At 69.6% G+C, this 12,562-nt stretch carries 17 protein-coding genes; 2 read left to right on the top strand and 15 right to left on the bottom strand.

Annotation, left to right across the window (positions count from 1 at the left end):
• Positions 1-5 precede the first annotated feature (5 nt).
• The 4 genes from ABZ887_RS22145 to ABZ887_RS22130 form a co-directional block, all read right to left on the bottom strand.
• Positions 6-689 carry a hypothetical protein gene (locus ABZ887_RS22145; RefSeq protein WP_361291988.1) on the bottom strand — a complete coding sequence of 228 codons (684 nt, stop codon included), beginning with the start codon at positions 687-689 and terminating at the stop codon, positions 6-8.
• A 57-nt stretch (positions 690-746) separates the two neighbouring features.
• A complete protein-coding gene (locus ABZ887_RS22140) occupies positions 747-2,105 on the bottom strand; it encodes a hypothetical protein (RefSeq protein WP_361291986.1) in 1,359 nt (452 codons plus the stop codon).
• Positions 2,102-2,419, bottom strand: a complete 318-nt coding sequence (locus ABZ887_RS22135) for a hypothetical protein (protein ID WP_361291984.1) — start codon at positions 2,417-2,419, stop codon at positions 2,102-2,104. The genes ABZ887_RS22140 and ABZ887_RS22135 overlap by 4 nt, the downstream gene beginning before the upstream one ends.
• Before the next feature lie 259 nt (positions 2,420-2,678).
• A complete protein-coding gene (locus ABZ887_RS22130) occupies positions 2,679-3,164 on the bottom strand; it encodes an NUDIX domain-containing protein (protein WP_361291982.1) in 486 nt (161 codons plus the stop codon).
• 223 nt (positions 3,165-3,387) lie between these two features.
• Between ABZ887_RS22130 and ABZ887_RS22125 the strand changes: the two genes are divergently transcribed.
• Together ABZ887_RS22125 and ABZ887_RS22120 are read left to right on the top strand one after the other, a co-directional pair.
• Positions 3,388-3,837, top strand: a complete 450-nt coding sequence (locus ABZ887_RS22125; protein ID WP_361291980.1) for a hypothetical protein — start codon at positions 3,388-3,390, stop codon at positions 3,835-3,837.
• 102 nt (positions 3,838-3,939) lie between these two features.
• Positions 3,940-4,326 carry a DUF192 domain-containing protein gene (locus ABZ887_RS22120; RefSeq protein ID WP_361291978.1) on the top strand — a complete coding sequence of 129 codons (387 nt, stop codon included), beginning with the start codon at positions 3,940-3,942 and terminating at the stop codon, positions 4,324-4,326.
• A gap of 34 nt (positions 4,327-4,360) precedes the next feature.
• On the opposite strand, the gene ABZ887_RS22115 is transcribed toward ABZ887_RS22120, so the two are convergent.
• From ABZ887_RS22115 to ABZ887_RS22065, 11 genes are all read right to left on the bottom strand, one after another.
• A complete protein-coding gene (locus ABZ887_RS22115; protein WP_361291976.1) occupies positions 4,361-4,990 on the bottom strand; it encodes an OmpA family protein in 630 nt (209 codons plus the stop codon).
• 7 nt (positions 4,991-4,997) lie between these two features.
• Positions 4,998-5,579, bottom strand: a complete 582-nt coding sequence (locus ABZ887_RS22110; RefSeq protein ID WP_361291974.1) for a hypothetical protein — start codon at positions 5,577-5,579, stop codon at positions 4,998-5,000.
• 35 nt (positions 5,580-5,614) lie between these two features.
• Complete coding sequence (locus tag ABZ887_RS22105; protein ID WP_361291972.1) at positions 5,615-6,199, bottom strand: pilus assembly protein TadG-related protein; 585 nt, start codon at positions 6,197-6,199, stop codon at positions 5,615-5,617.
• Entirely contained in the window at positions 6,196-6,381 is a 186-nt protein-coding gene (locus tag ABZ887_RS22100; protein WP_217551317.1) for a hypothetical protein, read from the bottom strand. Before ABZ887_RS22100 ends, ABZ887_RS22105 begins: the two co-directional genes overlap by 4 nt.
• Positions 6,382-6,488: 107 nt before the next feature.
• The gene (locus ABZ887_RS22095) at positions 6,489-7,223 is read right to left on the bottom strand and encodes a response regulator transcription factor (protein ID WP_361291970.1); all 735 of its coding nucleotides are present in this window, start codon (positions 7,221-7,223) and stop codon (positions 6,489-6,491) included.
• Positions 7,220-8,368, bottom strand: coding sequence for an ATP-binding protein (locus ABZ887_RS22090; RefSeq protein ID WP_361292301.1), 1,149 nt, complete (start codon positions 8,366-8,368; stop codon positions 7,220-7,222). The genes ABZ887_RS22095 and ABZ887_RS22090 overlap by 4 nt, the downstream gene beginning before the upstream one ends.
• A gap of 138 nt (positions 8,369-8,506) precedes the next feature.
• Complete coding sequence (locus tag ABZ887_RS22085) at positions 8,507-9,394, bottom strand: DUF5936 domain-containing protein (protein ID WP_361291968.1); 888 nt, start codon at positions 9,392-9,394, stop codon at positions 8,507-8,509.
• Between the two features lie 18 nt (positions 9,395-9,412).
• Complete coding sequence (locus ABZ887_RS22080) at positions 9,413-10,357, bottom strand: type II secretion system F family protein (RefSeq protein ID WP_361291966.1); 945 nt, start codon at positions 10,355-10,357, stop codon at positions 9,413-9,415.
• Positions 10,358-10,364: 7 nt separating this feature from the next.
• Entirely contained in the window at positions 10,365-11,702 is a 1,338-nt protein-coding gene (locus ABZ887_RS22075; protein ID WP_361291964.1) for a CpaF family protein, read from the bottom strand.
• Between the two features lie 19 nt (positions 11,703-11,721).
• Complete coding sequence (locus ABZ887_RS22070) at positions 11,722-12,072, bottom strand: TadE/TadG family type IV pilus assembly protein (RefSeq protein WP_361291962.1); 351 nt, start codon at positions 12,070-12,072, stop codon at positions 11,722-11,724.
• A 1-nt stretch (position 12,073) separates the two neighbouring features.
• A complete protein-coding gene (locus tag ABZ887_RS22065; protein ID WP_361291960.1) occupies positions 12,074-12,403 on the bottom strand; it encodes a pilus assembly protein in 330 nt (109 codons plus the stop codon).
• Between the last annotated feature and the right edge of the window lie 159 nt (positions 12,404-12,562).

Genomic DNA, 12,562 nt, shown 5'->3' with positions numbered 1-12,562 from the left:
GCTTCTCATCCCTGCGCGGAAGGCTGTGACGGCTCCGGGAGGTACCGGGCACCGGCGCGGCCCGCACGCCCGACGGCGGCCGCGTCGGCACCCCAGCCCTCCGGGGCACACCTGCTGTCGAAGACCGGCCGCTGGTAGAGCAGATGCAGCCGCTTCGGCACCTGACCGCCACGGCCGGGCGCGGCGACCACACCGAGAAAGCGCGGGTCGCCCGCGAACCAGAGTGGTTCGATCTGCGCCCGGCGCTCGGGCTTCGTACGAGGGCCGTCCAGCCGGCGCATCCACCAGTACGAGCGGTGGTGCTTGAGAAACACCAGCGGGATCCTCTCCTCCGGTGCGGTCGGGTCGCGGAACTCGAACCAGATTCCGTCGTCACGGGCACCGGGGTACCTTCCGAGTCCGCTCGGCACCTTTTCGAGGATCTGCCAGGGGTACTCACGCAGGACGCGTCGGATGCCCAGGGCCGCGGGGAAGTAGGTGAGCTGGATGAAGAACCGGTAGAAGCCGTAGAGGAAGTACGGCATGAAGATCCAGACCACCCAGTTCGGCGTGTAGGTGGAGATGCCGATGAGCGCTACCCATCCGGCAGGCCATCCGATGAGTCCGACCACGTTCATGGCCATGTGCCGTGCCCACGCGGCGCGGGTGGGGGTGTGGTCCCAGGCTGTGGGGTGACCGGTGGGATGCATGGGGGGTTGCTTTCTCGTCGGGAGAGGAAGGATGGACAGCTCGGCCTCAGACGGCTCTCACACGGGCCTGAAGACGCGCCGGATCAGATCGACGGTCTCGGCCGTGTCGATCGGCCCCAGGAAGAAGCCGTCGACGCCGGTGCCGACGTTCGCCACGGTGTCGTTGTCCAGTGAGTCGCTCAAACTCGTGGACAGGCCGTAGGAAGCTGTGGCGAGGCCGGCCCACGGGGCGGCCTTCTCGGCGGCCTCGACCGTCTGGGTCAGGCGTGGCGCCTTTGCCACCACCCATTCCGTGAACGGGTTCTTCAGTTCGGCGAAGGCTTTGGCCGACTCCACGGTCTTTCCTCCGGCCGCGGCCAAACGCTGCCCCACCGTGAGTACGTCACCGGCTTCGCCCACCGATCTGAACAGCACGGGGGCGCCCTTGGCGGCGGCACCGAGGCCGGGAAGCATGCCCAGCCCGTCAGCCGCCACGCCGATCGCGTTGCTCCAGAAATCGGCGTCGAACTCTCCATGGCGAATGCCGTCCCACAGCGATGCGCGCACCGCGGGATCCGCCAGCCGGGTCGCGACCGCGCCGGCGCTCAGTGCCGCCGCGGCCAGGAGCAGCACCGCCGCTGCCATACCGCCCGTGACCACGAACAGAGCGATGACACCGAGGAGTGCAGCGGTCCAGCTGAGGATGTCCGGCAGGTTGTCGGTGATCCAGTCGAGGGCTTCGTCGAAGAGGCCTGGCTCGTTCGGTGCCAGTTTCTGTGTGGCGTCGGTGATCCTGCCCGCCCGGTAGCGGGCCCTCTCCTCGTGTTCCCCGGCGAGCTTCTTCGCCCGGATGATGATCGCGTCGAGGTCGGCCTGGGCCGTCTCCACCGCCGTGTTCGCGTGGGTGAGCGCCTTCTGGGCCGCCTCGTGCTGCGCACCCTTCTTCTGCAGATCAGGGTCGCTCTTCGCGCTGCCCGCCCGGCCCTTGGCCACGGCCAGCGCATCCCCTGCGTCCCTGGCGTCGCTCTCCAGTTTCTTCGCACGGCGCTGGAAATCCTCCAGCTCACCTTCCCAGCCATCGAGTTGGCGGGCCGCCTTGCGGATGGAGTGCGCGGCGTTCTTCAGGTTGAGCGGCAACGGCCCGCCGTCGAGTTCCTCCCGGAAGGCGACGGCGGCGTCACCCTTCCAGTAGCTGCCGTCCATCAACTTGGTGACGAGGCCATGGGACTCTTCCAGGACCTTGGCGCAGTCGGTGAGCTTGACGTAGAGGTCGTGGACCGTGTCCGTGCTGCCCGGTGCGGGATTGAAGCCCAGATGCGGATAGTCCGCGCTCGAAACTCCCGAACGCGACTTGAGGCCCTGTGGTTTGTCGTAATCCGCACGGCTCTGCGCGTCGAGCACGCCGGCCGGCCGCCCGGTGCCGGGGGTGTGGGTCACTTCGCCCCCTTCCCCTTGCCCGACCCGGCCTTCTTGAGGGCTTCCTCCAGCGCCTTGTCCACCTCGTTGTAGCTGTCTCTGCTCTTCCCGATGATCTCGGCGAGGTCATCGGTCTGCTCACCGATCTGTTCGGTGCCGTACTTCCACTCCTCCTGGAAGTACTGACACGCGCCGTCCAGGTCGTCCGTCCCGAGTCCGCTGACCGTGGCGTCGCTCAGCGCCTTGCGCAGCCCGTTCAGCGAACTGCTCGACTTCTTCAGCAACTTCATGAAGTGCGCGAGCTCGTCGCCGTCAACGACCAGCCGGTCGGCCACGCGCTTCCCCCTCGTCCGGATCCGCTTCCTCTTCCCGTCCCTTGCTCCAGCACCCGTCGGCGACCCGAGTAAGAGATCAGTGAGGAACTGTAACGGTTCCGATCGTGAACTACCGGGCGGCCGGGGACGGAGCGGGAGCAGCGGCCCGTGAGTCCCTTTCACACGCGCATTCGGGCGTCGGGCCGCGTCGGGCTCGGTCATGCCGATCGCTTCGGGAGGCGTTCGGATGTGACCGCAGGAAGGGGGATGCGCGGCCCCCCTACCGCAGGACCTTCATGATCAGGTCATGGATCACGAACTGCCCCGGCGAGCAGTTCTCCTTGAGCAGGTGGAGGTCGGCCGGGCCGAACCAGTCGTAGGCGCTGTGCTTCGTCCACTCCAGTGCGGGACGGCCGAGATCGCCGTCGACCTCCACCAGGTAGTCGGCCTCGTGGCGCAGCCCGTCGCCGTCGTCGCCGGTCCAGGACGTGACGCCCAGCAGCTTGCGGACACGGCGCAGGCGCCAGCCGGTCTCCTCCTCGACCTCGCGGGCGAGCGCCGCCATGAGTGATTCACCCGGCTCGACGTGTCCGCCCACGATGTCCCAGGTGTCGGGAAACAGGCGCTGCTCAGGGCCACGCTTTTGAGCGAATGCCTCTCCTCGGTGATTGAGGATCACCGCACCGACGGTCCAGAGTTCCCCCGGCGCGGGCACGGGAATCTCGACACCCATGTCCACCACGACCTGCGGATCGTTCGCTGCCATGGGCGTCAGCCTAGGGGGATCGCATCCGGTCCGGCCCGACGTCGCGTGACGCGGCCCGCCACGCCGATCGGCCGACGGATGCCCTGTGCGTACCGCCGACCCTGTGCTGTACTCCGCTGTACTTCTTCTGCGCGATGTCCATCTGTTCGCCGGCGGCATGTCCAGCCGTGGATCCGGCTCTTCACGCCCTCTGGTGACCTGGGCGAACCTCAGGGAGTCCTCGATGCAGATCGCTTCGTTGCCGTACCTCGATGAACACGCGACGGTCGTCGCCGCGGGGACCGCCGACGTCTGGCGCGCTCTGACCGAGACGCTGGACCGGTCCTTCTCACGCCCCGGATCGGCCGCCTACACCAGGCTGGTGGGATGCGCCGACCGCTCGGCGTCCGGGCCACGGCCCCTCGCCGCAGGCTCTACGCTTCCCGGCTGGCGGGTGGTCACCGCAGTCCCGGAGCGTGAGCTGGTCCTCCAGGGACGGCATCGGCTCTCGTCCTACGCCCTGATCTTCCGCCTCGAACACGCCGGTCCGGGGCAGTCACGGCTCCGCGCCGAAAGCCGGGCGGCCTTCCCGGGCCTGGCCGGCGGCCTCTACCGACGTCTCGTCGTCGGAACGGGCGGGCACGTGATCGGCATGCGGCGCCTTCTCGCGGCGGTCCGCCGCCGATCCGAGTAGGAGACGGGCGGGCCTCGCCGGCAAGGGGATCCCGTATGTCGCCGTGCCTGTACGTTCGTTCACGTCATGCGGCAGCGAGCGGGGCGGGCGGAGGCGGCTGGGATGGCACGGTGGAGAGACGGGCGCGGGACGCTGCTCGTGCATGGTCGCGGGGATGGGGATGGGGTGAAGGCCGTTCCCTTGGAGATCGCTGCCTCCTACCGGGCGCGTACCAGAGGGCTGCTGGGGCGTGACGGTCTTGACGGGGCGATCCTGTTGTCGCCCGCCAGTGGGATCCACACCTTTCGGATGCGGATGGCGATCGATGTCGCCTACCTGGATCGCCGTCTCAAGGTCATCGCCGTGCGCACCATGCGGCCGGGGCGTCTCGGTCTGCCCCGGCTCCGGTCCCGGCATGTGCTGGAGGCGGAGGCCGGGGCGATGGCGGGGTGGGGTGTGGCGGCGGGGGTGAGTGTGAGTGTGACTGTCGAGGAGGGGCGGGGCGGCTGACCGTACGGCGTGGGAGCCGTGCCGTGGAGGGGCTTCAGGAGCCCGTCCGCGGGAACGTGACCTCCACCCGGCGGTTCTTCTTCCTTCCCTCCTCCGTCGAGTTGTCCGCGATCGGGTACTGCTCGCCGTAGCCGCGGACGTCGAAGGTGATGTTCGGGTCGTTCAGGTCCTGGTCCAGGACGCCCTGTACGGCGTTGGCGCGCTGGCGGGAGAGGACGTCTCCGTGGGCGGAGGTGCCCAGGTTGTCGGTGAAGCCGAAGACGCGGACCTGGGTCGGGTTCTGTTTCCTGATCTCGTCCGCGATCGCCGCGATCCGCGCCTTCGCCGCCTCGCTCAGCTTCGCGCTGTCCTTGCTGAACAGCACCTCGGCCTGGAGGGCGAACGTCACGTCAGTGTTGGTGTCCGTACGGCGCTCGTCACCGCTCTGGTCCTCGACGACCGACTTGATGTCCAGGACCTTGGGCGCGGCAAGGGTGGCGCCTTCCGGGAGCTTCAGGTCGGGGTCCGTCGGGTCGATCTTCACGGGGGCGGTGGCCGAGGGTTCGGTGCCCGGAGGGACGCTCGGGTCGCCGCCGTCGGCCCGGGCGGTCGCCGCGCCGTAGAGATTCGCGACGACGAGGAGCGTCGCGGCGCCCAGGGTCAGGGGGAGGCGTGGTGTGGTCACTTCGGCCTCACCCGGAGATCTTGACGGTGCCGCTGGAGAAGGTGGGGAGTTGGAGGGTCACCTCGGTGGTGTCGGCCGGCGGGGCGGGGAACTGCATGAAGACGGGGATGGTCTGGCCGGCGTCCACATTCGTGATGCCGGTACTGGTGAGCGGTCGGCCGTCCGTGTCACGGAGGACGTAGTAGCGCTTCTTCCCCTTCGAATCCACAAGCGTGGCCCCGCCGAGGGAGAAGCCGTGCTTGGTGATCTCCGTTTCGTCACCACTGACCTGGGCGGGGATGACCACCGAGTCGGCGCCGTCGTTCTTGATGTCCCCGTTGACGGTGACAAAGCCGCCCGAGTCCCGCTGAGCAGAGGTGACCTGCAGGAGAAGGCCGTCCGTTCCCTTGAGTTCGGCCAATGGGGTCTCGGACTGGCCTTCCTGAGCACTCGGGTTCGATCCGGTACTTTGCGAGGCGGAGGACGACGTCTTGGGCTTGTCCGCCTTGTTGTCGCTCCCGCTGCCGCAGCCGGTTGCCACGGCCATACCCGCCGCGACCAGCAACGCGACCGTCCCCCTGCGAGCCATCGCAGTGAACCGAATGCTCATCGCACCGCTTCCTTCTTCACTCGTCGATTCGCTTGTCAGTCGGCCAGGTGGACGTCGAAGAGGTCCTCGGGTCCCGGGAGATCCGTGAGGTCCTGCGGGTCCAGGGTCCAGTTCCGGTCCCTGCAGGTGAGCTCGGGCAGTACGCCACCCCCACCGGACAGCGTGAACGTGCAGAGAGATTCGATCACGGCGGTGGCGTGTGCCGTCGACCTCATGTTCTCGGTCCCCGGCACGACCGAATCGCCCACGGTCTTGTTCGTCTCGGCATCGACCTTGTAACTCAGTGGCGGTTCGGATGTGCACTGAGCCGTCGCGTCGTTCTGGGACGCCAGTTGGGCAGCGCGCCAGCAGGAATCCGTGACGTCCACGTGGCCGTCGAATATGTCCTGCCACTTGGTCGGGTCGAGCACGTCCTGCACCCACAGGTCGGTGAGTTCGTCACGCGTGTTCATGGCCGCGGCGAGCGCTGCCGCGTCGGCGGCCGTCTGGGCACCGTTCCGGTTCACTGCGGCCTGGCCGACCGCGAGATATGCGAACGCGAGAAAGAGCAGGCCTCCCACCACCGTGATGTAGATGGGGAAGGCCTGCCCCGAGTCGCCGTAACGGCGAGCAGGCTTCACGTGATCTTGTTGATTTCCGCAGTGATCTTGGTGAGGATCGTCTGGCCGATGCTGGTACCGGTGACCGCCAGCACGATCGCCACCACCACCGCGATGATCCCCAGGTATTCCACCGCGGTCTGTCCCCGGTCGTCGGCACGGCGCTGCATTGCGACAAGCATCCTCAGCATCAGGTCGCTCATGGTGCTCCCCTCCGGGTTCGGTTCCGATCCTCGTAACGTATGACGGAACATACCCATCCGCGGAGGGTCCCAGGACCCAAATCCGGACCCAGTTCACCCGGTTCATCTCAGGCCACCCCCAGCCACTTGGCCGTCGCCTGGGCGCGGGTGGTGGTGTGGAGCTTGGCGAAGATGCGGTTGATGTGGTTCTTGACCGTCTTCTCGCTGATGAAGCAGACGGCGGCGATCTGCTGGTTGTTCATGCCGGACGCGATGAGGTCCATGATCTCCGCCTCTCTGCCGCTCAGTTGAAACCGGGACTGAGATGACTGTCCCACGAATGGTTGCAATTGCGAAAGGTAGTTGGGGGATGATTTATTAGGTAGGGCTCGCAGTTCTGGTCGCGCGTGTGCAGTTGCGTCGCCTCTGACGTGGGCCAGCAACGCGTTCGTCGCCGTCGGGGTGAAGTGCGGGCGGCCGCCGCCCACGTCCCGTACCGCCTGTGTCAGCTGCTGGGTCGTGAACTCGCCGTGGACCAGGTAGCCCCCGGCGCCCAGCCGGACCGCCTCCTGCACGAGGTCCGTCTCGTCGCTGTACGTCAGCATCATGACCGGGGCGACGCGCACCAGGTGGGGCAGGGCAGCCATGCCGTCCACGCCGGGCATGCGGACGTCCAGGAGGATGACGTCGGGACGGTGGTGCAGGGCCGCCTCGTAGGCCGCGCGGCCGTCCTCGGCCTCCGCCACCACCGTGAGGTCTTCCGCGGTGGAGAGGACGGCTGTGAGGCCCGCGCGGATCACCGGGTTGTCGTCGGCCACCAGGACGCGCAGTCCCCCCGGCTCGACGGTCACGTCGTCGGTCATGTCAGTGGCACCTCCACTCGGACCTCCGTGCCCTTGTCGGTGGTCAGTTGGATACGGGCGCCCACCGACGCCGCCCGTTCCGTCATGCCGAGCAGGCCGAAGTGGCCGGTGCGGCGCAGGTCTTCGAGCGTCGTGTCCGGGGGCAGGCCCCGGCCGTCGTCGTGGATCGTCACCACCAGGTGGGTGGGGGTGGCGGACGCATGGACGTCGACCTTCGTCGCCTTCGCGTGGCGGTGCGCGTTCTCCAGGGCCTCCGCCGCGATGCCCAGCAACTGGCGGGCGGTGGGGGGCGGGAGCGGGACCGGGGTGGCCGGGCCGTCGTACCGGGCGGGGAGGGCCGTGCGGGCGGTGAAGCCGGTCGTCAGCGACTCCAGTCGGGACAGTACGTCGGCCTCCGTGTCGGCACGGAGGTCCGTCAGGAGTTCGCGGGATTCCGCCGCCGCCCTGCGCGCCGCCCTCGCCAGCAGCTCCGCCTGCTCCCTGATCAGGGCCGGGTCCAGACGGTCCGGGGGCGCGGCCGCCGACGCGGCGAGGCCGTCGGCGACCAGCGCCACGCCGTACAGCGTCTTGGTCACCGAGTCGTGCATCTCGCGGGCCAGCCGGGCGCGTTCCGCGCTCGCCGCCTCCGCCGCTGCGAGGCGGGCCCGGGTCTCGGTCAGGGCGTCGGTGGCGGCGCCGAAGCGGAGCATCAGGTTGCGCAGGGCCGAGCCCATCGCGCCGGTGATGACGCAGAGGCCGGGGAGGAGGAGGGACTCGGCCGGTGCGGAGTGGTGCTTCAGCGTTTCCTGCGCCATCAGGAGGATCAGCGACTGGAGGGAGGCGAAGACCGCCGCTCCACGCCAGCTGTAGAGGAGGCCGGCGAGGAGCGGGGTGCAGACGCTGACGTACGCGAGGGTGGTGTCGGGGCCCGCGGAGATCAGGAGGAAGGAGCCGAAGAGGGTGTCGGCGGCCAGGAGGGTGGGGTGGCACAGGAGGAGGGGGCCGAAGCGCTGCCAGTCCCGGAAGAGGACGTACGAGACCATGAACGTGACGACCACGGCCGAGCCGACCAGGCGGGCGCCGAGACCGGGGGTGGCGTTGAGGAGGGCGGCGGGGGTCGCCACGGCGATCATCGCCAGGCGAAAGCCGAAGACCTGGCGGCCCATCGCCTGAAGGGCCCGGATCTCGACCCTCTCGCCGATTCCGCCGACTTCGCCGACTTCGCCGACTTCGCCAGCGTCTCCGGTGCCCCCGGCGTCTCCGGCGCTCCCGGCCTTCCTGGTAGCCACGGTCCTCATCTCCGCCTACTTCCCTGTGACCGACCCGAAGTCGGTCCCCGAGCCCAGCAGCAGGCCCGCGGCCAGCAGCAGCAGGGTCGCCGGGACCATGAACGTGGTGATCATGAGGGTGGCCCTCGGTACCGCCCGGGCCGCCTTGCGGCGGGCGTTCTGGGCGTCGGTGCGGCGCATGTCCTTGGCGAGCGCGACCAGGGTGTCGACGATCGGTGCGCCCAGTTCCTCGCCCTGCTGGAGTGCCGTGACGAACATCGCCACCTGTTCGGAGTCGTTGCGGCGGCGGAGTTCCGCGAAGGCCTGGCGGCGGCTCATGCCCAGATCCATCTGGCGGAGCGTGATGCGGAGTTCGTCGGCCCAGGGGCCCTCGTAGTGGGTGGCCACCCGGTCCAGGGCCTGGCGGAAGCCGAGGCCGGCGCCGACGACCACCGCGAGGACGTCGAGGAAGTCCGGCAGGGTGCGTTCGATGACGTCCTTGCGGATGCGGATCGCCGACCAGATGCCGACCTCCGTCCAGAACGCGCCGAACAGGAGGAGCAGGACGGCGACCAGCCACTGGCCGCGGAGGAGGAAGACCACGAAGCCGGTGCCGCCGAGGGCGCCGTAGACGGCGCGGCGGGCCGCGTAGCGGTCGATCGTGAGGCCGCCGGGGTTGCCCGCCAGGTCGATCCTGCGGCGGTACTTGGCCACCTGGCGCGGGCCCATGAGGCGGAGCACGGCGGGGGCGTACCGCATGCCCATGCGGTCGATGAGGGAGTTGGCGGCGCCGGTACGGGTGGCGCCCACCTCCAGGGCGATCGCCAGGTCGGCGGGGAGCTTGGCGTCGGCGCGGTACATGCGGACGCCCGCGAAGACGCCGTAGACGGCGAGGGCCATGAGGAGGGCCAGGAGGAGTGCCATGTGACATACCACCTCTACCTATACGTCGATGCGGCTGAGGCGGCGGATGAGGACGAAGCCGACGGCGTACAGGCCGAAGGCGATGATCACGGCCGCCTGGCCGAGGCCGGTGCCGGTCATGCGGGCCAGGGTGTCGTCCTTGACCCCGTTCATCAGGAACAGGGCGCCGACGCCGAGCGCCGGGACGGCGTACGACGTCATCGTCACCTGGGAGAGCTGGGTGCGGACCTCCCGGCGGGTCTCCTTGCGCTCCTCCAGGGTCTCGGTGAGGTTGCGCAGGGCGGAGACGACCTGGCCGCCCGCCCGGTTGGAGAGGACGAGCGTGGTGACGAGGACGACCAGTTCGCGGGAGGGGAGCCGCTCGGCGAGCTCGCCGAGCGCGTCGTCCATGGAGTGGCCGATCGCCAACTGGTCGGCGACCCGGCCCAGTTCCTCGCCCGCCGGGGCCTCCAGCTCCTCCGCCGCCATGCCGATCGCGGTGCGCAGGGCGAGGCCGGCGTGGGTGGCGTTGGCCAGGATGCGGGACAGTTCGGGGAGTTGGGCGATGAACCGCTCGATGCGTTTCTGCCGCTGCCAGTTGAGGAACTGGACGGCGGCGAAGACGCCGAGCAGGCCGGCGATCGGGCCGAAGAAGGGGGCGAGGGCGGCCTGGCCGATGAGCCAGAGGGCCGCGACGGTGGCGAGCATGTAGGCGAGGAACTCGCCGGGTGTCACGTCCAGGCCGGTTGCCGCCAGGCGGAGTTCCAGGCGGCGGCCGACCGCCGTGCCGCGCAGCCGCCGGTCCAGGTTGCGGAAGCGGCGCCGGCGGCCGGTGAGCGGGGCCTGGCCGGTGTAGGAGAGGCGGTCCACCAGGGCGGCGCGCTGGGCCCTGCCGGAGGCGTAGGTGTGCAGGCCCACCACGGCCAGGAGACAGGCCAGCAGGGTGATGCCGGTGGTGAGGGTGACGAGGTCGTGGAGGGACATGGGCCGCCTACCGGGCTTCTCGGGTGGTGAGCTGGTCGAGGTGCTGGGCCACGCCGAAGGCCTGCGGGATCGGCTGGCTCGCCATGTAGAGGCGGTCGGCGGTGCGGCGTGGCAGCGGGAAGTACTGGAAGGAGCCGTAGACCCGGCCGTCGTGGGTCATGGGCTGGGCGTCGAAGCGGGCCACGGTCGCCAGCCGGTACGGCTCGCTGCCGTGGCTGTCGAGCATCGCGATCTCGGTGATCCGGCGGGCGCCGTCCGCGAACCGGGTCAGCTGGACGATGACCTCGACCGCGCTGTTGATCTGGTCGTGCAGGGCGACGAAGGGGACCTCGACGTCCGACATGGAGGCCAGGGTCTGGAGGCGGGTCAGGGCGTCCTCGGCGCTGTTGGCGTGGACGGTGGCGAGCGAGCCGTCGTGGCCGGTGGACATGGCCTGCAGCATGTCGAGGGACTCGCCGCCGCGGACCTCGCCGACCACGATCCGGTCGGGGCGCATCCGCAGCGAGTTGCGGACCAGGTCGCGGATGGTGACCTGGCCCTTGCCCTCGACGTTCGCCGGGCGGGACTCCAGGCGGACCACGTGGGTCTGCTGGAGCTGGAGTTCGGCGGAGTCCTCGATGGTGATGATGCGTTCGTGGGCCGGGATCAGGCCGGAGAGGGCGTTGAGGAGGGTCGTCTTTCCGGTGCCCGTCGCGCCGGAGACGATGATGTTGAACTTGGCCTGCACCAGGCCCGCCAGCAGGAACACCATGTGCTCGTCGAGCGAGCCGAAGCCGATGAGTTCCTGGAGGGTGTAGGAGCGCGGGAAGCGGCGGATGGTGAGGGTCGGGCCGGTCAGGGAGAGCGGGGGGATGATGACGTTGACGCGTTCGCCGGAGGGGAGGCGGGCGTCGACCATCGGGTTCGACTCGTCGACGCGGCGGTTGACGGTGGAGACGATGCGTTCGATGGTCTGCATCAGCTGGTCCGCCGAGACGAAGCGGAGCGGCAACTGCTCGACTCGGCCGCCGCGTTCGACGAAGATCGCGTCGGGGCCGTTCACCATGATCTCCGTGATCGACGCGTCTTCGAGGAGCGGTTCCAGGATGCCGAGGCCGAGGGCCTCGTCGACGACCCGGCGGATCAGCTGGGAGCGTTCGGCGGTCGACAGGACCGGGCCCTCGCGGCTGATGATGTGCCCGAGGACGCGTTCGAGACGGGCCCGGCGCTCGGCGGCGGCCAGCGCGCTCATCTCCGCGAGGTCGATCTCCTCCAGGAGTTTGGCCCGGTAGGAGGAGACCAGGTGGCCGTCCTCGCCCCGGCTGCCGTTCTCCTCGGGGGAGTTGATGCGTGCCCGCAGGCTCATGGTGGTCCGTGCTCCTCGTTCAGTGGTCGACGGGCATCGTGGCGGACTTGGTGGCGTTGCCGAGGTCCTTCCAGAGGATCTTCGGGATGTGCACCGTGGCGGTGACGGTGACCGAGTCGCCGCCGCCGGTGGTCGCGCAGGTCACGCTGAGGCTGACCGCGGCGGCGCAGGCGGGGGCGGCCGCCTGCCCCAGCGAGGCGGCGCGGGCCCCCGCGCGGGCGGCGGTACCGGCCTGCTCGGCGGCGTAGGCGACGGCGCCGAGCTGGATGCCGGCGAGTCCGACGATCAGGAGGATCGGGAGGAAGCCGAGGTACTCGATGGCGACCTGGCCACGGTCGCGGTGCCTGCGGCGTGGAAGGCGGGAGTGCATCTCAGTTCTTCACCTCCTCGACCGTGCCGGCGTGGCCGTGCACGGTGACGGGGAAGTCGATCGAGCCGGGGAACAGGACCGGGACGCGCAGGGAGACGTCCGCGGTCACCGTGCCGGTGCCGCCGCACTGGTCCACCGTGGCTCCCTCCCGCCAGGCCCCGGAGAGGTCCTCCAGCGCGGCGCTCTGGCAGACGCCGAAGCGTTCCCCCCGGGGGACGGCCGTGCCCGCCCGTACGCCTTCGTCGGCAGCGTTCCCCGCGAGGGTGAAGGCGTACCCCACGAGGACGGCCTGCCACATGAGCACCAGGGTGAGGATGATGACCGGGGTCATTCCGAGGAGTTCGATGGAGACCTGGCCGCGGTCGTGCGGTCGTCGGTCGGGTGCGGCGCCGTCGTGGCTGGTCGCGCAGTTCCCCGCGCCCCCAAAAACAGGGCGAACGCCTCCCGTACGCCTGGTGCCATGCGGGCGCCGTCGCCGCACACGTACACC

The organism is Streptomyces sp. NPDC047061, from assembly GCF_040643955.1.
GTDB lineage: Bacteria > Actinomycetota > Actinomycetes > Streptomycetales > Streptomycetaceae > Streptomyces.
The sequence above is the reverse complement of the archived record's forward strand: the minus strand, read 5'-3'. Positions and strand labels throughout refer to the sequence as shown.

What these genes read in the sequence shown, in the direction of transcription:
- ABZ887_RS22145 (WP_361291988.1), bottom strand. Translation starts at nt 689, where the DNA reads ATGCATCCCACCGGTCACCCCACAGCCTGGGACCACACCCCCACCCGC.
- ABZ887_RS22130 (WP_361291982.1), bottom strand. Translation starts at nt 3,164, where the DNA reads ATGGCAGCGAACGATCCGCAGGTCGTGGTGGACATGGGTGTCGAGATT.
- ABZ887_RS22125 (WP_361291980.1), top strand. Translation starts at nt 3,388, where the DNA reads ATGCAGATCGCTTCGTTGCCGTACCTCGATGAACACGCGACGGTCGTC.
- ABZ887_RS22120 (WP_361291978.1), top strand. Translation starts at nt 3,940, where the DNA reads ATGGCACGGTGGAGAGACGGGCGCGGGACGCTGCTCGTGCATGGTCGC.
- ABZ887_RS22110 (WP_361291974.1), bottom strand. Translation starts at nt 5,579, where the DNA reads ATGAGCATTCGGTTCACTGCGATGGCTCGCAGGGGGACGGTCGCGTTG.
- ABZ887_RS22100 (WP_217551317.1), bottom strand. Translation starts at nt 6,381, where the DNA reads ATGAGCGACCTGATGCTGAGGATGCTTGTCGCAATGCAGCGCCGTGCC.
- ABZ887_RS22095 (WP_361291970.1), bottom strand. Translation starts at nt 7,223, where the DNA reads ATGACCGACGACGTGACCGTCGAGCCGGGGGGACTGCGCGTCCTGGTG.
- ABZ887_RS22090 (WP_361292301.1), bottom strand. Translation starts at nt 8,368, where the DNA reads ATGGGCCGCCAGGTCTTCGGCTTTCGCCTGGCGATGATCGCCGTGGCG.
- ABZ887_RS22085 (WP_361291968.1), bottom strand. Translation starts at nt 9,394, where the DNA reads ATGGCACTCCTCCTGGCCCTCCTCATGGCCCTCGCCGTCTACGGCGTC.
- ABZ887_RS22080 (WP_361291966.1), bottom strand. Translation starts at nt 10,357, where the DNA reads ATGTCCCTCCACGACCTCGTCACCCTCACCACCGGCATCACCCTGCTG.
- ABZ887_RS22075 (WP_361291964.1), bottom strand. Translation starts at nt 11,702, where the DNA reads ATGAGCCTGCGGGCACGCATCAACTCCCCCGAGGAGAACGGCAGCCGG.
- ABZ887_RS22070 (WP_361291962.1), bottom strand. Translation starts at nt 12,072, where the DNA reads ATGCACTCCCGCCTTCCACGCCGCAGGCACCGCGACCGTGGCCAGGTC.
- ABZ887_RS22065 (WP_361291960.1), bottom strand. Translation starts at nt 12,403, where the DNA reads ATGACCCCGGTCATCATCCTCACCCTGGTGCTCATGTGGCAGGCCGTC.